The following is a 26,689-nucleotide window of genomic DNA, read 5'->3' as shown; positions in this document are numbered from 1 at the left end:
TTTTTCTGCTAGTAGGGTCAATAAACATCGCATTCTTACTCAGGATGATTAAAGTGAAGTGAACGTAGATCTGCACAATTTAAGGATAAGTAGAGTGAATAACATTGAATGCGTCATGTTCGATTGCGATGGCACCTTGGTTGACAGTGAAGTTCTGTGTTGTCGTGCATACGTCGTGATGTTTGCCCATTACGGTATTCACCTGTCGCTGGAAGAGGTGATTAAGCGTTTTAAAGGGGTAAAACTGAATGAAATAGTCGCGCTGGTGAGTAAAGAAAACGGTCTGGATGAATCAATAGCAACGCTGGAAAAACTCTACCGCGCTGAGGTTGCACGCCTGTTTGATGCCGAATTACAGCCTATTGCTGGGGCAAAAGCGCTATTGGAGCAAATCACCCTGCCCGTCTGCGTGGTCTCCAACGGGCCAGTGAGCAAAATGCAGCACTCCCTTGGCCTGACTGGCCTGCTGTCTTTCTTTGATACGCGCCTCTATAGCGGTTACGACATTCAGCGTTGGAAGCCTGATCCCGCGCTGATTTATCACGCGGCAAAAGAGATGCAGGTGGCCGCCGAGCACTGCATTTTGGTGGAGGACTCCGCGGCCGGCACCCACGCTGGGATTGCCGCAGGTATACCGGTATTTTACTACTGCGCCGATCCACACAACCAGCCGATACACCACCCGCTAGTCACCATGTTTGATGATATGCAGCAACTGCCTGACTTGTGGCGCGAAAGAGGCTGGCAGATTACTCATCATTAGTGTGCCGACGGCGCTGGTTTATGACTCAACCAGCGCCATGAACGTTTAATGGCACTTTGTTTCTTAATAGCATGCTGTGGGCTAAAACGGCGGTTAAGGCCATTTGCCAATAAATCCAAAGCCAGGCATAAAACGAAGTAGACCAACGCGACAAACAGAAACACTTCCATTGGATAAACCATGCTGCGGTTATTAACCTGAGTTGCCAGAAAAGTCAGTTCATTCACCCCAACTATATAAGCCAGCGATGTGTCCTTAATCAATGAAATCCATTGATTGATAAATGATGGCACCATCATGCGCAATGCTTGCGGCAAGACCACAAACCATAAAACCTGCCAGCGGTTAAAACCTAGCGACAACCCAGCCTGCCACTGCCCTGCACCAATCGCCACAATCCCCGCTTTTACTGCGTGCGCCAGATAGGCGGAAGCAATCAATGCCAGTGCACACACCACCGTGGTGATTTCGGGGATATCCACACCAAATACAATTGGCAGCAGGAAGTAAGTCCAAAAAATCAGCATTATCACCGGGATGGCGCGGAAAAAGCCCAAAAAAGCCGCCAATACGCCCGCCCAAACACCACGAGACATTGCCAGCAATACCCCCAGCACGGTCCCTAAGATTGCGGAGGCCACTCCAGCCATGATACTGATCAGCAGGGTTAATGCCGCCCCACCCAGAGGGCCATCAGGGAAAGTACCCCACAGTAGATAAGTCCAGTTATCAGCAATAATTGTAAAATCCATCTCAATGCCCCCTGATTGTGGTTCGCTGTTGACGCCACATGCCCCAGGCTTCAATCAACGCGATAATGGCGATATACAATACTGTTGCCACCCCAAAGGCTTGAAATGTCCGCAATGTTTCGGTTTCAACCTGACGAGAAGCATAGGAAAGCTCAGCCACCCCGATAGCCATCGCTAAAGAGGAGTTTTTAATAATATTCATGTACTGGCCCAACAATGGCGGCATGGCAATTTTCAACGCCTGCGGCAACACCACATGGCGCATCGATTGCCAGCCCGTTAACCCCAGCGCATGTGCCGCGTATTTTTGTCCTTTAGCGACACCGCTGATCCCAGAACGTAATTCTTCAGCAATAAACGCCGTGGAATAGAGGGTTAGCCCGATAAACCCGGCTAAAAATTCAAAAGAAGGCCAACTTAACGTGAGTCCGATAAAGGTGATTTCATGGGGCGTATTGAGCCATGGAACCCAGGAAGCAGGCAGAAACTGACTGGCAGCAAAATACCAAAAGAACAGTTGTATCAGCAGCGGCGTATTGCGAAATAGCGTGCTATAGCCAACAGCAAACCACCGCAGCACTTTAAGTTCACTATCTCTGGCGGCAGCGAGCAAAAAGCCTAATAACGTGGCAGCAACCACCGTGCAGGCAGAAATCCACAACGTAAGCAGAAACCCCTGCCACAGCCAGTTAAGATATTGCGGGGCCAACAACCAATCAGTGAGATGATGTAGATTCATAGGTCTTGATACCCATATCGCGCTAAAAGCATCTCAATAGTTATTATTAGCTGTGTTGTAAAATCCATCTTACCTATCCCCCATGGTGTTAATCACTAACGGATTACAATGCAAGCAGCCCCACATCGTGACAATGCAGGGCTTTAATGTTCTCACTTCAAGGACGAAGGATATATTAGGCTTTAGGTTGCTGATCCAATGGCGCAAATTTAAACTCACCGCGCGGCTGGGCTGCATTGGTTGCTGGGCCAAACCAACGATCATAAATCTTCGCCGCTTCGCCATCTTTTTCCAATTTCACCAGTGTTTCGTTAATACTTGCCGTTAAGCGCTCTTCACCCTTAGGAATACCAACCCCTTGGTACTCTTTGGTAATACTGAACGGTGAGATCTCAAAATCAGCTTTTTGTGCCGCCGGTAAGTTACCGAGCAGGCCGACAAGTTTCGCATCATCCTGGGTGATAGCTTGAACGTTACCATTACGCAAAGCAGTAAATGCCAGCGGTGTATCATCGTAAGAAATCACTTTTGCGGTTGGATAATGCTCCCGCAGGGTAATTTCCTGAACCGTACCTTTATCCGCACCAATACGTAATTTGCCGATATCTTCAGGTGTCTTTAGCACACCTTTATGCGCGATAAATTTCTGACCCGTAGCGAAATATGGCAGGCTGAAGTTAACTTCCTTAGCGCGCTCATCAGTAATAGTGAAGTTTGCCGCAATCAGATCAACTTTCTTCGATGTCAGTAATGGAATACGGTTGGCCGGGTTAGTGGCGCGTAGTTCTACTTTTACACCGAGATCTTTCGCGATAGCATTCGCCACGTCCACGTCATATCCCACCAGCTTTTTAGTCTGTGGGTCGATATAACCAAATGGAGGATTACTATCAAAAACAGCAATCCGCACCACACCCGCTTGCTTGATATCATCCAGTTTATCAGCGTGGGCTGCACCAGACAGCGTCGCCAGACCCGCTAACAGCGTTAATGCCAGTGCGCTTTTTTTTGTGGACAGAGATTGCTTCATTGAAAGCTCCTAAGATGATTGAGATGTTGCGATGTGGATAAGCTATCAATTCGGCGTTAGGTCAGGAAATAATATAAAACGATATATTTATAACTAATTAATCTCAGTCAATTAGTCTGATTATATTGGCAAAGAAAGTGGGATCGGTGGCAAAGGAAAATGAGGAGAATAGGGAGCCTTAGAGTGCATCCCAAAGCCTGTTTCTGAAGTTGTAGGTTGAAAAATGCTGTATATTCAGCAAATAAAAAAATAATCGATGAAAAAACACCCAAAAAAGTGAGCAAGTAACACGATCGTAGCCCTAAAGTTTAGCCCAATCGTGTTATTAGCATGTATTAGAAAAAAGTGAACTGGCAGAATTATTTGCTACTGGAACTGGCATCAGATCGGGCTTCTTCTGTATTAGCCTTTTCCTGGGGCACTATTACAGCAGGTTTTACTTTACCCTTGCTTTGGCTGTCAGGTTCCTCTGTTATCTCAGACTGACCGATAAAGACGCCACCTTTCTTGATTGAGAAATTACTGCCTTTCACAATGCCGTTTAAACGTCCATTTTCCAGAATTTCCAGATGATCAGAAACACAGATCCCTTCAATACGTCCATCCACCGTAATGTGTGGTGCGGTTAAATTACCCTCAATCTTGCCACTGCGCATCAGCCTTATGGTGCCATCACTAACGATAATATCGCCGACCACTACACCATAAATTTGAATGTCGCCATCAAGCCTAACATCACCTGTTAATTGCGTACCTGCGGCGATAACGGTATTTGTTTTAGTTGTATCTGGTGACAAATCAGTTAATGGTGAATGGGCTTTATGGGGAATATTCGTCACAGGAAACACCTCATTATTACTGTTAGTTTTCTTTTTAAACATAATTTTTATCAAGATAAAGATAAGGAATAGAGTAGGAGCAAGCAGTAGATAAAAAAATAAATTGTAGACTATATAGCTCACTAAACATGCTATCCATAGCAACCAAAATAGGCTAAGCGTTACATTTTTGTGTGTATACAGACCCATGTTCACTTATCCCGCTCCCGCGTAAAAACATACCAAAATAATCATGTTAAGCTGAAATTTAAATATCACCAAAAAAAATTTAGATATAGGAAATACATCTTCCGTCAAAAGGAAAATATATTTCCCACCCATAACAAAATTATCAGGAATATATAAAAACAGAGAAGCATAATGCTATTTTATTATGTCAGCAAATTAGGATTTAGAATATAAACAAACATGAAACAATATAGAGTTATCTTATATTGCTCAAAAAGGGAGGGCAAATACAAAAAACAATCCCCAACCTGCCTAATTCGCCAGGATGATTGGGGAAATCGTTATTTTTCAGTCTTACTGGAAAGCAGTTTCTCTAAATCATCGCCACCAAGGTGGCGGAAATCCTGCCCTTTGACGAAATAGAAGATAAACTCACAAATATTCTGACAGCGGTCGCCAATACGCTCAATAGAGCGAGCGCAAAACAGGGCAGTCAGTACACTTGGGATAGTTCGCGGATCTTCCATCATATAAGTCATCAATTGCCGCACGATGCCCTCATATTCCTGATCAACCTTTTTATCTTCGCGATAGATCCGAATAGCCTCGTCCAAATCCATACGTGCGAAAGCATCCAGCACATCATGCAACATTTGCACCGTATGGCGGCCCAAAGACTCCAGACTAACCAACAAAGGCTGATGCTGATGAGAGAATTTTTCCAGCGCGGTACGGCAGATTTTATCTGCTACGTCACCGATGCGCTCCAGCTCAGAGATAGTTTTAATAATCGCCATCACCAAGCGTAAATCACTGGCCGTAGGTTGACGTTTGGCAATGATGCGCACACAGGCTTCATCAATCGCCACTTCCATCATATTGACCTTTCTATCGCCTGCAATTACTTGCTTCGCCAGTTCACCGTCCTGATTATGCATTGCGGTGATCGCGTCAGATAATTGTTGTTCCACCAGTCCACCCATGGTCAATACTTGGGTGCGGATATGTTCAAGTTCTGCATTGAACTGGCCGGAAATATGTTTATTCAGATTCAAGTTATCCATAATACTTCCCGTACGTGTAAGTAGGCGAAATTGATGTATACCCTAAATAATTCGAGTTGCAGGAAGGCGGCAATTGAGCGAATCCCCAGGAGCTTACTCAAGTAAGTGACTGGGGTGAACGAAAGCAGCCAACGCACATGCAGCTTGAAGTATTACGGGGATAGGCCGATCAGCCATAGCGACCAGTAATATAATCTTCCGTCTGTTTCTGCTGTGGCGCAGTAAACAGGGTATCGGTATCACTGAATTCGATTAGCTCGCCCAGATACATAAATGCAGTGTGGTCTGAGCAACGTGCAGCTTGCTGCATGTTATGCGTCACAATAACTACCGTGTAATCGGACTTCAATTCGCTGATCAACTCTTCAATTCTACCGGTGGATATAGGGTCCAACGCTGAGCAAGGCTCATCCAACAGCAATACATCAGGGCGGATAGCAATACCACGGGCAATACACAAACGCTGCTGCTGCCCGCCTGACAAGCTATAACCACTCTGGTGTAATTTATCTTTGGTTTCATTCCATAATGCCGCTTTGGTCAGCGCCCATTGCACCCGTTCATCCATATCAGCACGGGACAAGTTTTCGAACAGTTTCACACCAAAGGCGATGTTATCGTAAATCGACATCGGGAACGGGGTCGGTTTTTGGAAAACCATGCCAACTTTAGCCCGCAACAACGCAATATCTTGTTTGTCAGTCAGGATATTCTGACCGTCCAATAAAATATCGCCTTCAGCACGTTGATCAGGATACAACTGATACATTTTATTGAATGTACGCAGCAGAGTAGATTTACCGCAACCTGATGGCCCGATGAATGCTGTGACCTGGTTCTTAGCAATATCCAGCGAGATATTCTTTAGCGCATGGAATTTGCCATAGTAGAAGTTCAGATCGCGAACCTGGATTTTGCTGTTATTGATGTCAGTAGCCATACTCATCAAGACTTCTCTCTTTTAGCCAATGCCGCCGTAGCCGCATTTTGAAATTTATTGGCGATTCGGTATTTTCATTACTCAATGCTGATACTTACGCAGCCGATTAATACTTTTTCTTCGCGAAAATAACCCGAGCCAGAATATTCAGTAACAATACACACAGGGTAATTAGCAGCACCCCTGCCCAAGCCAGTTGTTGCCATTCGGCAAATGGGCTCATGGCAAATTTAAATATAGTAACCGGCAAGTTAGCGATAGGCTGGCTCAGATCAGTGCTCCAGAACTGGTTGGAGAGCGATGTGAACAGCAAGGGTGCTGTTTCACCGGCAATACGTGCTACCGCGAGCAAGATGCCTGTCAAAATACCGGAGATAGACGCTTTCAGCGTAATAGCCGATATCATGCGCCATTTCGGTGTTCCCAGGGCATAGGCAGCTTCACGCAGGCTATCTGGTACCAACTTGAGCATGTTCTCAGTAGTACGGATAACAATCGGCACTTGTAACAGCGCCAATGCAATCACCCCAGCCCAACCGGAGAAGTGCTCCATCTTGGCAACCACGATGGTGTAGACAAACAGACCGACCACGATGGAAGGTGCTGATAGCAAAATATCATTTATAAAGCGGGTAATTTCCGCCAACCAGGATTTACGGCCATATTCAGCCAGGTAAATCCCCGCCATGATACCCAGAGGGGTGCCAATGACTGTGGCCCATAAGATCAATAAACCACTGCCGGCAATGGCGTTAGCCAAACCACCACCCGCGGTATTGGGTGGCGGAGTCATCTCGGTAAACAGCGCCAAAGACATGCCGTCAATTCCTTTGGTCACGGTGGAGAACAAAATCCACACCAACCAAAACAAACCAAACGCCATGGTAGCCATTGAAAGCAGTAAGGCTATACGGTTCTTTTGGCGACGCCAGGCCTGCTTTTTACGGCGGGTTTCCAGTAGCGTCGCATCACTTTGCATATCCATTATCGCCATCTTAGCGCCCCTCTTTCTTAGCCAGACGCAAAATCATTAACTTAGATAACGCCAGCACGATAAAGGTAATCACGAACAATATCAGGCCCAATTCCATCAGCGCGGCAGTATGTAAACCGGACTCCGCTTCAGCAAACTCATTCGCTAACGCAGAGGTGATACTGTTCCCTGGCATGAAGAGTGAGAAACTGTCGAGTTGGTAGGTGTTACCGATAATAAAGGTCACTGCCATGGTTTCACCCAAAGCGCGCCCCAGGCCCAGCATCACACCGCCAATCACACCGTTTTTGGTGTAAGGCAGCACAATGCGCCAGATAACTTCCCAAGTGGTACAGCCAATACCATAGGCTGACTCTTTCATCATCACCGGGGTTTGCTCAAACACATCGCGCATAACCGCTGCAATGTAAGGAATAATCATGATGGCCAGGATGACACCTGCGGCCAGAATACCAATACCGAATGCCGGGCCTGAGAACAACACACCCACAATCGGGATGCCAGACATCACGTTGCCGACGGGTTCTTGGAAATAGCGGGCAAATAAGGGAGCGAAAACAAACAAACCCCACATCCCGTAAACAATACTAGGGATAGCCGCTAATAGTTCGATAGCCACACCCAGTGGGCGTTTTAGCCAGTTAGGGGCCAGCTCAGTCAGGAACAAGGCAATACCAAAACTGACCGGGACTGCAATAAGTAAGGCGATAACAGAGGTGACAACTGTGCCATAAATCGGCACTAATGCACCAAACTGCTCAGCCGGGGCATCCCATTCTTTGGTCCACAGGAAAGCCCAACCAAATTTTTGAATACTTGGCCAAGAAGCAACAATCAATGAAATGATAATGCCGCCCAGCAGAAATAGCGTAATCAGCGCAGCCAGTTTAACCAGCGCGCTGAAAATGATGTCACCGTATTTGCTCGGTGCTTTGGTAGTCGGCTTATAATCAGCCATAGACTCTCTTCTCATCCGGGTGTTAATTCCCTTCGTACTTGAAGCCGCAGGGTTGTTGGTTATGTTCGCTCACCCGAATCACTGACCTGAGTCAGCTCATCGGGGTTCGTTCACTTGCCGCCTACCTGCAACTTCAATTACTTTGGGTATATTAAATCAATATCTTATAAATAAATTATTACAGGCAAAACTAACTTCAATCAGAAGATTGGCTTACCGTTGCTGTCTTTAACATTGGTTTTCCAAGCTGCACGAACCTGTTCAACCACTTCTTTTGGTAATGTGGCGTAATCCAGCGCATTAGCTTGTTCAGCACCGTTTTTGTATGCCCAATCAAAGAACTTCAGTACTTCAGTGCCTTTAGCCGCATTTTTCTGCTCTTTGTGCACCAAAATGAAAGTAGTAGAGGTAATTGGCCAAACATCATCACCTTTCTGATTGGTTAAGTCTTGAGCAAACGTTTTGCTCCAGTCTACACCTTTGGCCGCAGCGCTAAAGCTTTGCTCTGTTGGGCTGACTGGTTTGCCATCGGCTGAAACCAGTTTGGTGTAAGCCAGGTTATTTTGTTTGGCATAAGCGTATTCCACATAACCAATGGCACCTGGCAAGCGCTGAACAAATGCCGCAATACCGTCGTTACCTTTACCACCTAAACCGGTCGGCCAGTTAACCGTTGAGCCTGCACCCACTTTCTCTTTCCACTGCGCATTCACTTTAGCTAGATAGCTGGTGAATACGAATGAAGTGCCAGAACCATCAGCACGGCGCACCACTGCAATATTTTGATCTGGCAATTTAACGCCCGGATTCAGCTTCACAATCGCCGGGTCATTCCACTTCTTCACATTACCCAGATAAATATCACCCAGTGTTTTACCGTCTAAAGTCAGTTCACCAGATTTGATGCCAGGGATATTAACGGCCAGCACCACACCACCAATCACAGTTGGGAATTGGAACAAACCTTCAGCCGCCAGCTTATCGTCTGCTAATGGCGCATCAGAAGCACCGAAATCAACAGTATTGGCAATGATTTGTTTTACGCCACCTGAAGAGCCGATCCCTTGATAGTTAACTTTGTTACCTGTTTCTTTCTGATAAGAATCTGCCCACTTGGCATACACCGGCGCGGGGAATGTCGCACCTGCACCTGTCAGGCTTGCAGCAGCGAACGCGGACACAGTGGTCATAGATAAAGTCGCTGCCACAATGCTGGCTACGGTGGTACGCATCAGTTTCATAATCCCTCCTAATGGGATATTAGAATTAACTCTATACCAAAGAACCTGGTATTGCAGGATGGGCTGAGTAATGAACCAAGCTAACAACGCTGCAACTCAAGTACCAAGTGTATAAATTGTTTTCATCAGATTAAGTATGGTGCAGGAGGGAAAATAGGACAGTTTAATGACAGAAAAATGTATGAAATATTACAGTTATATGACAAGCTGCTGGCGTTAAAATAAAATCATTATTTATCATTAGATTAGACTATTTTTTATCTTTTTATTTGTAATAACTTCAGTTGTGATCGTGGTTGGTCACCGCTTTCCCGTAGCGTTGCGCTGTGGGTTCGATACGACGAAATCGTTTCTGATAAAATAACGTCGTTTTTTATCACGTTTAATCCATTATATTAACGAATGAATTCAATTGAATAATGTTGTATTTATGCTCAGCGCTGAGCATATTCAACAAATTGGATGAGTAAACGTAAGATAAAAGAATAAGGAGAGGAAACTCAATAAAAATACGAATATAAATCCTATTATTTCATTCTCATCACCATCCTGCTGTGCACATTTTCCCAGACGGCTTCCCTCTATTCTCTATTTCCTCAGTGGTTTTTTTTTGCATTGCTGCTAACATTATTTTCTAGGGTTACGATACTGAGTAACACTGAATTAATTTACTCTATTGAACACCGTCACCATTTTAATAAATTTTCAATATTACACACAAAAAAATCATCGTCTCAGGAGAAAATATTTCTGTCTTAACAACATATTGGCTCTTTCCGAGCCAGACTCTCGGATAGAACAAGTAACCAACGCGGCTACCTACATAAAACTGGCAGCATACGAAAGATAGAAAATATAAATTTTCAGTCAATGCTTTTGAGTTACTAAGCCAACACCTTGTTTTATTACGCTGAATATTTGTCTCTATATTCTATCAAACGCCCTATGCTTTAGAGAATTTTCGTATAGATAATCACAGTAAACTCATTGGGAAATGATATTATGCAATCTGCAACTATGCCCTCAGGAAAAAATAGTTTTTCTGAAAATAATATTATTAGCAGTGTAATTAATAAATATGCAAACACCGGTGTATTTATAATTAATACCAACGATCCGCTGCTGGTGAAATTTTATGATATTCAACTGGGACTGGCAGGTATCAGCCTCGTTCGTTGTCCTAATTTCAGTCAGCTCTGGGCAAACCACAAACTGGCTAAATATGCCGTCAGCTCACTGGCGATGGGGGATAGCGATAGCGCACAACAGGTACACAGCATCGTCAGCCTGGATTCTACTGATGGGCAAACGTTCTCAGCAAATGCCATTGGTTCGTTGCCGGTGTCAGCCGTAAACATCACGCAAACCTTAGGTATTTTTGACGAATCAGGCAGCCCTGCGGGAACAGTACAATGTAAAAATAACTATATTTATACTGCTAATTGCCCCATCCAGGCTAATGGCACCTTCCCGGCCAGTTTAAAACAAACCCGCTATCCGGTTAATATCATCTATACCTTCGCCCAAACGGTGAATAACCAGACAGTTTACGGGGCCGAAATTGTTACCACACAAAGTTACCCAAAATTAATTCAAAATGATTCTCCTGCTGATTTAAATAAAAATAATCTGATAAAAATCTGTCTGGCCCGTCAAGAAAGCGACTGTGACTACTTTAATAATTTTGACGGCAATGTCACCGTACCGATAAAAGGCAGCGTAACCTACTTCGGCAATATTGATTTAAATAATGGCAAGCCTATAAACGCGTATAACTCAATTTATCTGGTCCGCGAACGTCAGGGCGGCGATCCGATCACCCCTGCCAATGACTTTAATTTCTTTGACGACGCTAAAACCCGAATTAATGGCAACGTTTTATCGTGGGATCTAGACTGGCTTAAATTCAAACGTCCCGATTTTGATTCCGGTGAGCGGGTTTATTATATCTTTAAAGTGACATTACAAATTGAAGGAGCGAGTGTAGCCAGTTTTATTACCAATGCTCCCGGTCCGTTCGATCCTGAACAGCGCTTTTTAAATACCAACACACTAAAACCCATGCAGATTACCTATGGTTGTTTAGGTAAAGGCACTCCCATTTTGATGCAGGATGGTAAAGAAAAAGCCATTGACGACATCTTTATTGGTGAATGGGTGCAATCGCAGGATGGGCGAGCGTTAAGAGTCGAAGATGTGATTACCGGCACGGAGCAAAACTATCTTGAGATTGAAGTCAGGGATAGTAGCGGCCAGCTCAAAACCCTTATCACCAGTCTGGGCCACCCCTTTTGCACTACCACCGGTGTGAAACTGGCGAGTGAATTGACTCTGACCAGTCGACTGCTAACCCCAGAGTGTGACTGTGCTATCAGCCGTATCAACAAACAACACGGCGAAATTGAGGTGTACAACCTGCACCTTTCCACTGACGACCCCATCAAAGATCTGACAGAAAGTAGCAGCACCATGTATGCCGCGGGCGTGCTAGTTGGCGATAGCACGATGCAGTATCACTACGAAGAGGCCTACCACCATCGCTCGGTGAATATCCTAAACCAGCTACCGGAAGAATGGCGTCAGGATTATCAAAACCATATTAAAACCATAAGGTAATTGATTGATATGTTTATTGGTTATCCTGATTTTCAGCAAATTATCACCGATGACAAGCTGCGCGTCGTTGCCGTCTGTCAGCAGTCTGATGTCTATTATTTATATCCAGAACCCTTCGTCCTGATTGCTGGTGATCCGTTGGCCTTTGCACTGGATGTGATCCTCAGCCTAAGCAGCAACATTATCTACGGCGACCTTGATTTTACCGCTGAGCTACAATTTGCCAGCGGCGGCGCACTTGAGGCATTCAATCGCCAACACCCAGGGAAGGCTATCCAAGGTTTGCCGGTTATCCCCTATAAGCTAAGTTTCCGCTCACCACCTGACCATGATTCAGCATTAACCCATCAGGATTACGATCCGACCTGGTATTCGGCGCAGTCGATTCAATTTTTGATCTCGCTTGATGCAGATACCACGCAACTGATGAAAAAAACGTTGCTGGATAATATTGTTGGCTTTAATGCTCGTATCGATGGCTTTGTCGAAGGTGTATCGCCACGGCTGAACTACACACTAGATTGCGATCCCGGCCAGTTAATTGCCGAACTGGCGGCCAATGTTAAAGACGCCCAACCGGTGTCCAACAACCGGATCGCGTTTCCCTACATGTTGCTTACTCAGTACATGTACGAAAATCTGTCCCGGCTACCGCTGCTAATCTCGCCAGCCTTCTCCTCAACCAACCCGGCAGAAGCGCTATTATTCGCGCAGGCTTTGCTCGATCGTCTGTTCAACACGTTGGGATCGCCCTATATCGGTAACGCCAACACCAATACTACTTATATTTGTCTGTTGCTCCCCCAGAAACAGCGTCGTCTGATAATTGATTTAAAACGCGTTGAGCTAACCCGGCGCCCCATCTGCTTTTTATTGGATCCCTTTGCCACGGCACAACAAATTGCCAAAGAGGCTCCCGAACAGGTTATCCACCAGATAACCGCACCTGCGTTGCCAGACGGTAACCTGCGGATTAACATCCTTTACGCTTTCCCACAGGGTCTTAAAGACGGGGCGTTTATTGATATACAAATCATTTTACCTCCGGGCGAGCTTTATCCTGCTGGACAACAGCAAACCCTGCTATTGATACCCAGTCAGAGTTATTTGGCCTTCACATTTATTAATAATACGTTCAGCTTGAATGGCGAATATCAGTACCACATTCGCGTTAGCTACCCAACCGCCAATGGATATCTCTCCCTCGTCAGCGAGCAACGAACCAGTAATAACAAAATACTGACGCTGGATTATTCCAGCCTTCCTTGTCAGTTCCTGACCCTCAATATCGATCCGACATTCGCACAACACAGTATGCTCACAGGCCACTACTCCTCCGCTAACCTGTCAGAACCCTTTGAACTCACACTGGCCTCGCCCTGTTTCAGTTATCCGATAACGGGACGTGATGCCTATGCCAAGCTGACCGCCTGGGATAACGATAGCGCCGCCTCAGTGGTGCTCGATATGCCAATCATCCAGTCAGCCACCATCGGTGTTTATAGTTTTCCTCAGTTTGGTGCGCAGCACGCCACCATTATCGCCCGGTTTGCTACTGGCATCCGTTATGTCACGTTACGATTTCAAGCTCAGGGTGAAACGCAAACGCGCGATCATACGTTTACGCAGCAGGATAATTGCTATGAATATCAATGGAATGTCACATCAATTTACGCGGCAGGGTTTCGTTATAAAACCAGTAACGGTAAATGGTCGGACTATGTGACGGGCAATCAAACCATTACACTTGAGGTTGAAAATGAAGACTGAATCATTAAATCCTGAAAAAAATCTGGCGTCCTTTTTTTTGCTTGATCGAGCTTTCGTCTTTCACGATCAGCGGTGCCCGCCCAATGACTATACCTACGGCTGCTTCACGCCTGAGATAGTTCATGACGATCGGGGAAATAAAACCAGTGGTTTTCACCTTACCACCAGTCCGGCAGGCGGCCTCGTCATCCTGATTACACCGTTAGTTCCCCTCAATACCCAAGCTATACAACAGTATATTCAGACACATATCTCCCACTCAGGCGGTAACATCACCCTTAAGCAGTGTACTGCGAAGACGGCGATTTTCTTGCGCTTTCATGAGCCGCTGGGTGACGCCACCTATCTGGTTGAGTTTGAAGGAAACTCTATGTCAACCACCCATTCGGAAGGGATAGAGTTGACTGAGGCCATACAGGGCAACGCGAAGCGGGTTTTTCTTGCCACCCACACACAATTCACGGTAAGCACTACGGTTAATGCCCGTCTCAACAGCGACTGGCGGCAGTTTCTAATACTGGCGTTTAACACCAAAACCCGCACACCAGAAGCTATTGCGCAGCTACTCGACAAGCAAATTACTGCTGGTATCGTCGTGCTGGACGAGGAGTTTAAAAATACCCCGTCGCCGCAGACCAAAGAGACCGTGAGAAAAAATCTGGTCGATCTCGCTGCCAGCATCCTCAGTAATACGCTCGCCAATATCTCGCATATTGATGAGATACCCACCAGAATTGACTATGATTTTTCTTACGAAAGCAGCCTGCCCCAATCTTATGAACTGATCGACGAACAGGATATCGCGACGCTATTTAGCGGCTTTATCGCCAATAAACTTATTTCCTATGACCCTTCGCCACTGCCTGAGCCTCAACGAAAACAACCTGACGATCCGGGAAAACAGCATACCTGCAAAGTCAGCCTGGATTTCAATGCCAGCAAATTTATGATTATGTCGATTGAACTGACGTGGGCGGATAAAAAAATACCCATGCAGTGGCCAAACTTTCCTCCTCTCACCGTCACCGCCGATAGTCGCGTGAATGAGATAAATATCAAGGTCACCTTTTCCGACTATTCATTCATTAATATCACGCGCCAGTGGCAAGCAGACATCAACCTGACCGTTCAGGATATCGGGTTTCATGAAGTGACCTTTGATGCCCGCCACTTACAATCTGATTTTAAGACGATTTCAGGCAGTGCCAATTACGTCCCAGAAGGTCAGGCCAAACGCGCTACCTTTAATTTTTCATTTTCCGATCAGCAGTGGCAAACCACTTGGTTACTCAATACCCAGTCAAATAGCTTGAATGGCCGTATTGAATACCACTGGCAGGGAAAAACGTCGTCATTTATAAGCAGAAATTACGATTCAGGTGTACAGCAATCGACCTCATTCCGTATTGAACTTCAATACAAAAAATAACCATGAGTTAAGAGGAATAAGCTATGTTAACCACAGCCATCCAGCATTCGATTAAAATAGATACCAAAGAACACTTAGGCGTCAAGGTATATACCTATACCTGCTATGGCGATAGCGAAGATAAAAATATTTTTTATGTTATTCCTGAAACTCCAGTATTTTCTGGTCAGGAAAATAAACCTGACTTCTTATTCTATAAATATCGTAAAGAAGAGCAACAAGGCGGATACGCACAGTTTACCGTCAAACTTCCTGTGCCATCAGAAAGCGAAGCCGACAAAATAAAAGCACAGCTTTATAGTGGGATATCACCGCAACTTGTGGCGAAATCAAAACTTATCGTCCAGTATATTAAAGCTGAAGAATTATTTAATTCCGATCCGACCAATAAAGCCAATCAAGATGCCAAAATTAAAGCTTTTCAAAATGCTGGATTAACCGAAGAGCAAGCAAAAAAATATATACTCGCTTATAACCCTGACGCGGGTGACGATCAATTTCTCGGTCAACTTATGCCCGATAACGCGCGTAAAATACAATTGCGCCAACCCCGCTATACCTCAGCGCAGGCCTCATTGATCATCAATGAGAACAAAGTATTTTACTGTCAGATACCCACACCACTGAGTCCCTCTGGTTTGGGGAATAACGATACTGTATTTAGCATGTCGCTAACGGGGCTGGGAGCAACCCTGTTTGAGAATGTATTAAAAGGAACACCGAGTAATGCCAGCGTCGGGATTCGTTATAACTTCACGCTGGATGCCTCTCTGCCGGCAGTAAAAGTTATTGTCACCTACAACAGTGAGAAAATGAAAGAAGTGACGCAGACCATTACTCGGCATACCTGGTCTGCGGATGAAAAAGAAATCACCCGTGAATTTTCCGAGAAAGGTGCCGCCAAGGTCACTGTCATTACCAGCCTCAGCGCGCAAGAAATGGGCATGAAAGATGACCAATATAGCGCTTGGATAAAAACCTTCGAGGACTGGGGACAAGCACAACTTCAACAAATATTGTCTAGCCAGACAGGGCTGGATATGAGTATGGATTTGCTGAACGATGCGGGTAGTTTTGATAAATTTAAAGAAAGTCTGAAAAACACGCAGGATTTCACCCGCGTATATGAAGAAAACCGTGTTGTTCCTTTTTCCATCGCGCCGCAGACTCAGTTGCCGTCTATCCTCTCTATTGTTGGTGCTGAGAAGGTCGATGACTATTTCAAAGAATACGATCTTGATGATCCCTTCTTTCAGTTTATTCAACCCGAATTTTATGTCAGTCAGGACCTGGATAAATATGATATTGAAAATATTATTGTTATCGCAAAATATGATGATAACCATGTCAGCACACTCCGCTTCGACAGAAAAAACACCGCGTCGCAAAAAACCGAGAAATGGTATATTGATAAAAAACTGGGGCGCACCTACAGCTATTCATATACGGTGAATTTCTCAGGGTTGCATTCAAAACCCTATCATTCAGGTAAAATAGATATAATTGATAGTCTGGTTCAATATATCAACATGGCACAATGCGGTATTGTCTACGCGCAAATTGATTCGTTACTTGATACACAGGCATGGGAAACATTCAACCAGGTGCTATTGAAAGCCCAATATTCCGATCCAGCGCATGGCGTAGAATTAAAAAGCGATACTCAGGTATTGAATGTTTCCACGCAGCCAAAACCTTTTATTTATCCAGTAGGCATGAAGCCAGAGAATCCCATTTATTTCACCACCAGTTATTATACCCGGGATGGTGGTAATTTTACTTACATCGAACCAGGTATTGAACCATCTCCGCAATTGCCCGGATATGGTGGCACCCGTGCGAACCAGATTCAAATAATGAATGCCTTACCGAGGAAAACGACCTACTCCATATTTTTCATCGCACCGAAGAAAGATGTACTAATTATCATCTTCGACATGATGGTGAACTATAAGACCTACAAGTTTAAACAGACTAAATCGATTAATCTGGAAGAAAAAGATCTCGTGGATACCACCACCCGCCGCGACCTTACCTTCGAATTTTTACCCGATGGCACAGATGACATTCCTGAAATCACCTATAGCGGCACCATTATTTACAATGATGAGCGCGATCCCAAGCCAATTGAGGGCAAGGTAACCGGTTCATCGGTCGCGGTGGTGGTGAAGTGTTAATGGCCCGTCATTCTTCTGGTGTAGCGGCGGCCAGATGTGCTGCCTCTGAACCGGCCCTCCCGTTGAGGCGGTGATGAACAGTGTTCATTACTATTGGATAGGCAGAGCATCGGTCATTGCATTGATGACTGATGCTCGGTTGATTGTTTTTTATTCAACATGGACACCCCCATGGATAACAGAATAACGGAACAAACTATCGGTTTTATTAATGCAATGCCAGGTAGCCAAGTTTATTATTATAGCGCGTTGGCACCCAGTATTTTGGTAAATGAGCAGGCTATTCCCGAAGTGCATTATCAAATATTCAGGAATAGCACCACCGCACAACCGACGACTTACTACGCAATACTCTCATTGCAGACGCAACTGAACAGCAGTATGGCTGCTGCACAGGCAGCGGCGCGGGATAATCCCGATATTCCGCCGGACGCGACCCTGCTCCCCTTACAAATTATTGCCAGCACTGCCACGCTCAGTATTCCACAAGCTATGCCTCAACTGCTGAATCACACCTCGCTGGGGAATAATCAGTTTTGCTACATCATGGCCGCACTGACTGATGCGAATGATATTGAGCGAATCGTCGCGCTGCTTCAGCAACCGGAATCAGCACCGATTGCCGTCAGTTATAAAATCGACTACCTGCAACAATTACCCCCCTCAACCTTTGAACTTGATGCCCAATGGGATCAGGTATATGAGTATCTGAAAATCTCATTCGGTTTTAATGCGCTGATTTTTTCTTTTAATATTGATGATATTTCCGAAACCTTAATCAGTAATAAGCTGGTTACTATCAAGGTAAGAAATACCAATCCCGACCATTATATGAAACAAGCCACGGCTGAATTGAGCACGATTCTGACTTGCGAATTTTTCACCCCAGTATTTGGTCAAATAAAAACAGCCCCTGCGCCTAAATTTGGTTTCCAATTACAAAACATCTCAGTTAAAGATATTGATAAACGTACGCTCAGTGCCCGAATCACCGAAACTACGGTAGTGCGGCGATCTCTCTATCCTCAAGCGCTTTTTGCCACATTGGTTAGCCAGAGCCATTATGATGCCATCGACGTCGTAAGCTATCACGAGCTTCAGGATGATTTTTTCTCTTACCACAGCATAAAAGCTCAACTGCTGACATCTGAGTTAGACGAAAATATTCAATTGGTGGCGCTCAATTTGACTTATGGTAACACGCGGTCCCCGTTAGTTTTTTCCAGAAATAATATGGCGGCCAAAACGTTCCATTTTTCCGCCATTATCGACCCTGTAACAAAAAAAATGTCCTGGCCGGTGGAGTATCAGTTCACATTATATTTTAACCATCCGGTCGGTGGTGTGATGTTTGTCAGTTCAGCCATCATGAGCACATCCTTAACCGAAATTTTTTTAGACATTGAATCGTTATATAGCCGTTATCATTTCGTTATTGCCACAGAAAAAAGATTCAACTGGGCATGGTATACATCAATATTGGTAAATATCACCTGTACCCATATTGAAAACAAAGAAAACAGCACATCAAAAAATTTCCACATCACCGAGAAAAAACCGTCAGAAGAATACAGCATCATGCTACCAGATCCTGAATGCTATACTTTTTCGGTAATCAAAGAATATAGCATTAGCGCTAACACTCCCCATATACCAGTAAGATTAGACCAACCCACCAGCCAGGATGTCAGCATATCTTCACGACTCTATAAACAAAGAACGCTGAAAATCACCCCAGCTTTTGACTGGGAAAGAATCACACAGGTTCTAGTCAATGTGACTTACTGCTATAACCAATTCGCCATGAACACGTTAAAGGAAGCATTTTATTTCTCTGAAGACCAGTCAGAACCTGCATTATTTAGCGCAGATCAACCCGACCCGACATTACTGTTTATTAATCTCGACATCATGATTATTGATAATGACGGTGGCATTGAAAATAAAGAATTCATTACCGATGAAGATCAGATCTATATTACCAACTGACCATGAGGATGTATCATGTTATTATTGAGAGAAAAAACCGCTACGATTAAAAACATCACATTTTTTTCTGATGATTCAGATGAAAACCAATTTTGGTATTTGCCCGGTGATATTCATATTGCCGTACGTGATGGGAAACCGGTATTTTCATTAATTAAATACACCGGTGATGACGCCAACCAACAGGGAGGATACATCAATTTTGAGGTCAATACTGCCGTCGATGAAGGCGAACTCAATACTGCGTTTACCGATTACCTGAATAAACTGAAGATCAAGCCGCAAAATGCCCGTAAAGCGCCAGTACCGTTTAACAACGGTACCGTGAACTTTTTTGTTCTGGATGCACAAAATGCCAATGGCCAGTTGATCAGCGCACAAAGCCCTAGCCTGTTTGGGAATAACACCGCCATTTTAAGTGCCAAACTGACGCCACAACAGGCAGTTATTCTGGAGGCCGCATTTAATCAAGCGCAGGCACCAGCGGCGGTGGCTTACAACCTCACTTATACCGGTATCACCCCAGCATTGAAAGTGGATGTTACAGCGGAATTTGACAGCGTTTATAAGGAATTCGGTGCTAAGTTTGGCATTAATATTCCTATTCCGGTCGAGACACCGGCAAGTTTTTGGCTCGGCTTTGACAGCGTGATTAAGAAACTGGAGCAAGATCAAAAACTCGTGATTAAAGTGACCGAAAGTATGCCCGGCGATCAGGCGACCAAAGAAAAAGAGTGGGCATTACAGTTTGTCAAAGAAGAACTACTAAAGATATTTTTCAACGCAACCATTAAACCAAACGCAGAAAGTAATGAGCAGGCAAAATCAGCCAGCGCTTCCATTCTGGAATCATTGATTGGCAGTAAAGATGAAAAAGGGAAAGGCGGTCTTTTCCCCTGCGCATCATTGGAATTAAAAGTGGTCAACATTACCGAGCATAAAACCTTATCCTTTAACTACACTTCATCAAAAGCGATTACTCAGGCCGCCGTACCACAAAACTTTATCGGCACCGACACGTTAAAAGCCCAAAAAGATAAACCTTATTTTATTGAAGTAAACGTCAATGATCCGTTCTTTCAGAAAATCGAACTGCAAATCTTCGGCCCTGATGGCTTTGAAGAGTTCGGTATCAAAGCGGCAGCATTTCAAGCCAGCTACAATAACAATGTCTATACCAGTGATGCCTTTACCGAGGACGGTAAAGAATGGCGGAAAAATATTGCCAGAAGCAAAGACAAAAATGAATTACTCGATATTCAAGGCGAGTTTATTTTTAAATCAGCGAGCAGCTCCGGCTGGGAAGGTAACAGCAGCTATCAGTCAAAATTCAAAACCGCTTCTACCACCATCGGTCTCGATCCGAGTAATTTACTCACTTTCAATGAAATTGATATTTTCCTCGATCGCCAGTTCTCCTGGGATAAATACAATCAGGTGCTGGTTGAACTCACTTATCTTGATGACAAAGAACAAAAGAAAACCAAGAAGTTCTCCTTTAATCCCGATAAAACCAAAGCGCAAACCTTCAAGTATCGCTGCCTGACAGAGAAACCCTGGACGGTTCATTATACGATTACCTATCTTGAGGTCGGCGGGCATACCCGGTTGGTCGACGGTACAGATAATCCGCCTGCCATCGTTATTCCGACATGAGCTACGGTAAATAATCATGGTTGAACGCGTTGCGGTGTTACCAGCGGCATTGGACGCCCTGGTAACCACTTTATGCCATCATGTGCCGGATTTAGCAGGCACGCTATTACCCGACATTCACCGTTTTAGCCAGAAACGGATGGCATCGGGGCTGCTGTCTGCGGCATTTAATACCAGTCTATTGGCTTATAACGGTTGCCCACTGGAGTTCACGACATCCAGCATAAAACCGCAGGCTGTGGCTTGCACGTTTGATACTTTTCTCCCGCTATTCACCCAGGCTCGTGATATTGGGGCCTTCAGTGCGGAAAATTACCCACACGCCTCGTCAAACTCGTCTGCATCCTGCTTCGCACACATTGCTCGAATACAACGGCCGGATACGCCTACCCAAGCGCTAAAATTTGGCTCATGGTTGGGGCGGAAATATACCGCTGACGGTATTAAAACCAAGGTTTACTCCGAAGTACCGCCAAATAATCAAGCATTAATCGCTCTGTATGCCTCCCCGCTAAATCACGCCAATAGCGATTATCCCCTGCATCAGTTAACCGCAGCCGGACTATCGCTGTTGATGATTGGCTATTACCCAGATAACCCTGACACACCAACTGAATATTATTATCAGTGGCACAGCGCAGAAATAACGCTGGCAGACATTGCCAACGTTATGCGGTTATTTGGTATTGAACGTGGGTTTCCTCCGCTGGCCGCGCTGCTCAGGCAGGTATTAGCTAACATGCCTAATCCAGATGAATTCCCCGCCACCACCTATGGTTTCAGCCTGGTCTATAACCATCGACGCCAGTTGGAAAGTTTTAGCCTGTTTACTATGGCGCCGCGCTTTTTAGGCGGCAACGCGCAGGCTGCCATCAAGATTGGTGAGCTATTGCAGCACGTGGCACAGCCCATGCAGCTGCTACAAGCGTTGCTCAAGGAGAATGTGCCTCTTCAGTTTAATGTCATCGGCTTTACGGTTGATGCACAGGCAAGGTGCGGCGTCAGTTGTACCTTCAGCCCGCAGAACGACCTTTGGCGCGAGGTTGCCCTACCAGATCGTAGCCCGCCGCCGCCGCGCGGCATGTCGCCAGATGCAATCCTCCGACAACAGCAATCAGAAAACGGGGCATTCCTGTCCAGCGTCAGAACACCCGACGGCCAGTGGCATCAGGATGCCAATGCTTTTGTCACTGCTCAGGTATTAAGGACGCTCGACTACACCGAGCAAACGGCTCCCTATATTGATCGCGCGCTGGATTTTCTCGCTAGTTGTGAAACCCGCCCCGGTCATTTCAGTTTCTGGCCTCGTCACGCTCATCCCCGTTGGATGAACGGCCAGATGATTGACGCCGATATTGATGACACGGCGATAATTACCGAAATGTTATACAAATTTGGCCGTATTTCGCCTGACGCCGTTCGCCTGACGCTGATTGAGATGAATGGCTATCAGCTACAGAAGGTTGATGCCCGACTTACCGAACTACAGCATCAATGGGCTGAATGTCAAACCTTCCACACTTGGATGAAACAAAATAATGAGATTAGCCAGCTCGACTGCTGTGTTAATACCAATGCGCTAATTTTACTGTATCGTTTTTATGGCGAACAATGCGCAACCCTACCGGCTTATTATCGTATTATCACCATGCTGAATAAAGCCGTCGTCTGGAGCCAAAACGAATATCAGAGAATAACCCAATTAACCCCCTACTACGCTCATCCCGCCGAATGGTTGTCCACACTTGAATATGCCCAAAATATCGGTATCGATACACTATCTGACATTATTACGCCGTTAAAAAAATGGCAGCTTGCCAATAGTGCTAGGGAAATACCACTCTATCGTCGTCACGATGGGCAGTATCTGTGGACCTCATCCTATTTATCAGCGCTAAGGCGTTGTTCTGTTCTCTATGATACGAAGGATACCTATGAACATCTTTCTCAATGATCTGGTCACGCTAAACAAAATTATTCTGGAAAACGCGCAGCAGCAGTTTACCGACAATGTTAATCTGACCAGAAAATTACGGACAACTCTAACGCCATTATCCGATGAATTGATAGCACAGGTCAGTACCGAGAATGTCTCTGGCGAAATACGCTATCAGATTGAAACCATAACAGATGGCATTAGTTGGACGATGGTACTGAGTTTTTTTCTCAACAAAAACATTCAGGAAATGCCTTATGTAGTGCTCAATTTCAATCAGTTTGGCAAATTCAATGAAATGATATTTCAGGACGTGGCACTCAAAGCTGAACGGCAATATCAGGCTCAACTAAAACTAACCCGACTTGAGCAGCGAGATGCGTTATTAAGAGCCTTATCCAACTACGATGCGCAAACCACGTTGGTGATCGCCATCAAATCTGATACCGGCCTGCTGAATACTATTACTGATCCTAAAATATTTTATTTTGCGGAAAATTATTATCCTTATATCTACCGCGGCATTGCGCCACCGAATCCACGTTTTGAATTAATTCTCACACCAATAGAATATCATCAATACTGGTATAACTATTATCAGGATAATATTCGTAAAGATTATCTTTATTATTTACCCGATACGTTTCAACTGGCCAGTAACAGCAATGACAATAATAAACCCATGTTGTCGATCTCCTTTTCTGCACCAGAAGGGGCAACAGAGGTGGCTCAGTTTAATGTGACCTTTGACTATTTCTTGCTACCCAAGGTGGACAGACAACGCATTAGCGACGCCGAAACTACCTTTATCCAATCCCAGCCACAGGGTAAGTTGATCCCTTTTTCCAGTGCGCATAGCCTTAAACTACGGTTGTCATTACCGGCGGGGAAAACCGAAGAAACCAACGCAATAGTAAACCTGCAAAGCGGTATTATTGATTCGTTCACGCTGCCATCGGCGCAGTTTGCAAAAATTTGGGATGCGCTGTTTGATACCACGGCACAGCATCTGTTGCTCAATGGCGAGCTGGAAGTTAAACAGGAAGGCTTTAGCCCTGACAATATCCCGGTACAGCTCAGGATGCCGGTTGCATATAAAAATAATCCCCAGCTGTTTATCGATAATTCCACCCCAGTTGAAATTGTCAAAACGCTGAAGTTTATCAGCAGCCAGGGTGCTTATGATCCCACCGGCCCGAAACCCATAGAACAGATACTAATCAGTATCAACCACCAGACGATAGCACTGAATAGCGAGCAGCCTACCAAAACCTTAGAAGTGAAAGTGTCGGCCTTGCAACTCATTCTTAATCCGCAAGAAAAGCTGATCTACCATTATGATGTGCAGATTCATTACCAGGATGGGGCAAGGAAAGAGCTTAGAGATTTAACCTCGACCTTCGAAATTATTTATGTCCCTTGACACTCTCCCAACGACGCTGTGGCATTAAAGTGTCGTTGGGTAATATATTGTGTTTTTATATATAAACTGATGATAGCGGCAGCTATCTAAAAAACCGGCAACGTAACTTTTGCCGATTCCTGACAATGACTGTTTTAATTTGGTCATAAAAAAATCCGGTATGCTTTTAAACAGCATAACCGGACTTTTCGAGTTAACGGCTATTTCATCCGCCCACAATATTTTGTGCTATATCTATCGCAGCTTATTCAACCGTGACTGATTTTGCCAAGTTACGTGGCTGGTCCACGTCGGTGCCTTTAATTAGCGCGACATGGTAAGAGAGTAACTGTAGTGGCACGGTATAGAAGATAGGCGCGATAATCTCTTCTACATGTGGTAACTGAATGATTTTCATCCCTTCACTGTCAGTGAAACCGGCATCTTGATCAGCAAACACATACAGCAAACCGCCACGGGCACGCACTTCTTCAATGTTGGATTTCAGTTTTTCCAACAATTCATTATTTGGCGCAACCACGATGACCGGCATATCAGCATCAATCAATGCCAATGGACCGTGCTTCAACTCACCTGCAGCATAAGCTTCAGCGTGAATATAAGAGATCTCTTTAAGTTTCAGCGCGCCTTCCATCGCAATCGGATATTGATCACCGCGACCAAGGAACAAGGCATTGTGTTTATCAGAGAAACCTTCAGCCAGCGCTTCAATGGTTTTATCCAGAGACAACATCTGTTCAATACGAGCAGGTAGAGCCTGTAACGCATGAACAATATTCTGCTCCAGACTGGCATCAGCGCCCTTCAGCTTGCCAATACGCCCCACCAGCATCAGTAATACTGTCAACTGAGTGGTAAAGGCTTTCGTTGATGCTACGCCAATCTCAGTACCGGCTTTGGTCATTAACGCTAAATCTGATTCACGCACCAGCGATGAGCCAGCGACGTTACAAATAGCCAGCGACCCCAAATACCCCAACTCTTTTGATAAGCGCAGAGCAGCTAAGGTATCGGCAGTTTCACCTGATTGTGACAAGGTGATCAACAGGCTGTTTGGGCGCACAGCGGATTTGCGGTAACGGAACTCAGACGCAATCTCTACGTCACAAGGCACACCGGCTAATGATTCAAACCAATAACGCGAAACCATGCCTGAGTTATAAGAGGTACCACAGGCAATAATTTGAATATGTTGAACATTTGCCAATAATGCATCCGCTTTAGGGCCAAGTTCAGACAAATCAATTACACCATGATTTAAACGGCCTTCCAGCGTATTTTTAATCGCCATTGGCTGTTCATAAATCTCTTTCTGCATGTAATGGCGGTAAACACCTTTATCACCGGCATCGTACTGCACCTGAGATTCAATTTCAGGGCGCTCAATAGCATTACCCTGTTTATCAAAAATTGCGATGCTACGGCGAGTTACTTCAACCACATCACCTTCTTCCAGGAAGATGAAGCGGCGAGTCACGGGTAATAACGCCAGTTGGTCAGAGGCAATAAAGTTTTCACCTACACCACAACCAATCACTAATGGGCTACCGGAACGCGCAGCCACCAAACGACTTGGGTCACGACTATCCATAACGACAGTGCCGTAAGCGCCACGTAATTGCGGGATAACACGCTTAACCACTTCCAGCAAAGATCCACCTTGCTGTAGCTCCCAGTGCACCAAGTGAGCAATAACTTCAGTATCTGTTTCAGAACTGAAACGGTAGCCACGACCAATCAGTAATTCACGTAAAGGTTCGTGATTCTCAATAATGCCGTTGTGTACCACAGAGATATAGTCAGAAACATGAGGGTGCGCATTGGCTTCCGATGGCTCACCATGGGTAGCCCAACGGGTATGTGCAATCCCGGTGCCACCATGTAAAGCCTGATTTTCGGCAGCATCAGACAGCGCCTGTACTTTACCCACCCGACGTAAACGCGTCATATTACCTTCAGCGTCAACCACTGCTAAACCAGCAGAGTCATAGCCACGGTATTCAAGACGACGTAAACCTTCGATCAGAATCTCAGCGATATCACGTTGCGCTACTGCGCCAACAATTCCACACATCTATTTTATTCCTATGTAAGGTTCTTTTAGAACCTTGTCGATGTCAGTGACCTGATTTTCCGGATTTTCCGGGTTCCCCGAGCCTGTAGAGTTGGGGATTATTATGTTTTGCTCTGTGTTTTCAGCATCAA

At 45.1% G+C, this 26,689-nt stretch carries 19 protein-coding genes; 9 read left to right on the top strand and 10 right to left on the bottom strand.

Going from position 1 to position 26,689, the window contains the following annotated elements; genetic code table 11:
* Positions 1-94 precede the first annotated feature (94 nt).
* Positions 95-763 (top strand): 6-phosphogluconate phosphatase, encoded by a 669-nt coding sequence (gene yieH, locus V1955_RS22300; protein WP_083161558.1) that lies wholly within the window; start codon positions 95-97, stop codon positions 761-763.
* Here yieH and V1955_RS22295 read toward each other — a convergent pair.
* The 9 genes from V1955_RS22295 to pstS all read right to left on the bottom strand — a co-directional run bounded on the left by V1955_RS22295 (position 760) and on the right by pstS (position 9,488).
* Positions 760-1,515: an amino acid ABC transporter permease gene (locus V1955_RS22295; RefSeq protein WP_372560188.1), complete on the bottom strand. Its 756-nt coding sequence runs from the start codon at positions 1,513-1,515 to the stop codon at positions 760-762. The genes yieH and V1955_RS22295 overlap by 4 nt on opposite strands.
* Before the next feature lies 1 nt (position 1,516).
* On the bottom strand, positions 1,517-2,254 hold the full coding sequence (locus V1955_RS22290) for an amino acid ABC transporter permease (protein ID WP_083161562.1): 738 nt from the start codon (positions 2,252-2,254) through the stop codon (positions 1,517-1,519).
* 175 nt (positions 2,255-2,429) lie between these two features.
* Positions 2,430-3,284 carry an ABC transporter substrate-binding protein gene (locus V1955_RS22285; RefSeq protein WP_083161564.1) on the bottom strand — a complete coding sequence of 285 codons (855 nt, stop codon included), beginning with the start codon at positions 3,282-3,284 and terminating at the stop codon, positions 2,430-2,432.
* A gap of 359 nt (positions 3,285-3,643) precedes the next feature.
* Positions 3,644-4,312, bottom strand: coding sequence for a bactofilin family protein (locus V1955_RS22280; protein WP_420072752.1), 669 nt, complete (start codon positions 4,310-4,312; stop codon positions 3,644-3,646).
* Between the two features lie 320 nt (positions 4,313-4,632).
* Positions 4,633-5,355: a phosphate signaling complex protein PhoU gene (gene phoU / locus V1955_RS22275; RefSeq protein ID WP_049612252.1), complete on the bottom strand. Its 723-nt coding sequence runs from the start codon at positions 5,353-5,355 to the stop codon at positions 4,633-4,635.
* Positions 5,356-5,524: 169 nt separating this feature from the next.
* Positions 5,525-6,301, bottom strand: coding sequence for a phosphate ABC transporter ATP-binding protein PstB (gene pstB / locus V1955_RS22270; protein ID WP_004713904.1), 777 nt, complete (start codon positions 6,299-6,301; stop codon positions 5,525-5,527).
* 100 nt (positions 6,302-6,401) lie between these two features.
* Positions 6,402-7,289 (bottom strand): phosphate ABC transporter permease PstA, encoded by an 888-nt coding sequence (pstA, locus tag V1955_RS22265; protein ID WP_442821407.1) that lies wholly within the window; start codon positions 7,287-7,289, stop codon positions 6,402-6,404.
* A 1-nt stretch (position 7,290) separates the two neighbouring features.
* Positions 7,291-8,247, bottom strand: coding sequence for a phosphate ABC transporter permease PstC (gene pstC, locus V1955_RS22260; RefSeq protein ID WP_005186724.1), 957 nt, complete (start codon positions 8,245-8,247; stop codon positions 7,291-7,293).
* 200 nt (positions 8,248-8,447) lie between these two features.
* Positions 8,448-9,488 carry a phosphate ABC transporter substrate-binding protein PstS gene (pstS, locus tag V1955_RS22255; RefSeq protein ID WP_083161568.1) on the bottom strand — a complete coding sequence of 347 codons (1,041 nt, stop codon included), beginning with the start codon at positions 9,486-9,488 and terminating at the stop codon, positions 8,448-8,450.
* A gap of 1,002 nt (positions 9,489-10,490) precedes the next feature.
* Here pstS and V1955_RS22250 point away from each other — a divergent pair.
* From V1955_RS22250 to V1955_RS22215, 8 genes are all read left to right on the top strand, one after another.
* The gene (locus V1955_RS22250; RefSeq protein ID WP_442821406.1) at positions 10,491-12,104 is read left to right on the top strand and encodes a Hint domain-containing protein; all 1,614 of its coding nucleotides are present in this window, start codon (positions 10,491-10,493) and stop codon (positions 12,102-12,104) included.
* A gap of 9 nt (positions 12,105-12,113) precedes the next feature.
* Positions 12,114-13,874: a hypothetical protein gene (locus V1955_RS22245; RefSeq protein WP_442821405.1), complete on the top strand. Its 1,761-nt coding sequence runs from the start codon at positions 12,114-12,116 to the stop codon at positions 13,872-13,874.
* Positions 13,864-15,303, top strand: a complete 1,440-nt coding sequence (locus V1955_RS22240; RefSeq protein WP_372569826.1) for a hypothetical protein — start codon at positions 13,864-13,866, stop codon at positions 15,301-15,303. The genes V1955_RS22245 and V1955_RS22240 overlap by 11 nt, the downstream gene beginning before the upstream one ends.
* A 23-nt stretch (positions 15,304-15,326) precedes the next feature.
* On the top strand, positions 15,327-17,480 hold the full coding sequence (locus V1955_RS22235) for a hypothetical protein (protein ID WP_442821404.1): 2,154 nt from the start codon (positions 15,327-15,329) through the stop codon (positions 17,478-17,480).
* Between the two features lie 171 nt (positions 17,481-17,651).
* The gene (locus V1955_RS22230; protein ID WP_442821403.1) at positions 17,652-19,469 is read left to right on the top strand and encodes a hypothetical protein; all 1,818 of its coding nucleotides are present in this window, start codon (positions 17,652-17,654) and stop codon (positions 19,467-19,469) included.
* 15 nt (positions 19,470-19,484) lie between these two features.
* Positions 19,485-21,125, top strand: coding sequence for a hypothetical protein (locus tag V1955_RS22225; protein ID WP_442821402.1), 1,641 nt, complete (start codon positions 19,485-19,487; stop codon positions 21,123-21,125).
* Positions 21,126-21,141: 16 nt separating this feature from the next.
* Positions 21,142-23,079, top strand: coding sequence for a hypothetical protein (locus tag V1955_RS22220; protein ID WP_442821401.1), 1,938 nt, complete (start codon positions 21,142-21,144; stop codon positions 23,077-23,079).
* Positions 23,060-24,484: a hypothetical protein gene (locus tag V1955_RS22215; RefSeq protein WP_420073199.1), complete on the top strand. Its 1,425-nt coding sequence runs from the start codon at positions 23,060-23,062 to the stop codon at positions 24,482-24,484. Before V1955_RS22220 ends, V1955_RS22215 begins: the two co-directional genes overlap by 20 nt.
* A gap of 244 nt (positions 24,485-24,728) precedes the next feature.
* On the opposite strand, the gene glmS is transcribed toward V1955_RS22215, so the two are convergent.
* Positions 24,729-26,558 (bottom strand): glutamine--fructose-6-phosphate transaminase (isomerizing), encoded by a 1,830-nt coding sequence (gene glmS, locus V1955_RS22210; protein WP_083161582.1) that lies wholly within the window; start codon positions 26,556-26,558, stop codon positions 24,729-24,731.
* Between the last annotated feature and the right edge of the window lie 131 nt (positions 26,559-26,689).

This window comes from Yersinia sp. 2545 StPb PI, assembly GCF_052217125.1.
Taxonomy (GTDB): domain Bacteria; phylum Pseudomonadota; class Gammaproteobacteria; order Enterobacterales; family Enterobacteriaceae; genus Yersinia; species Yersinia enterocolitica_E.
Note: the sequence above shows the minus strand (reverse complement) of the source record. Positions and strands in the feature narration are given on the sequence as shown.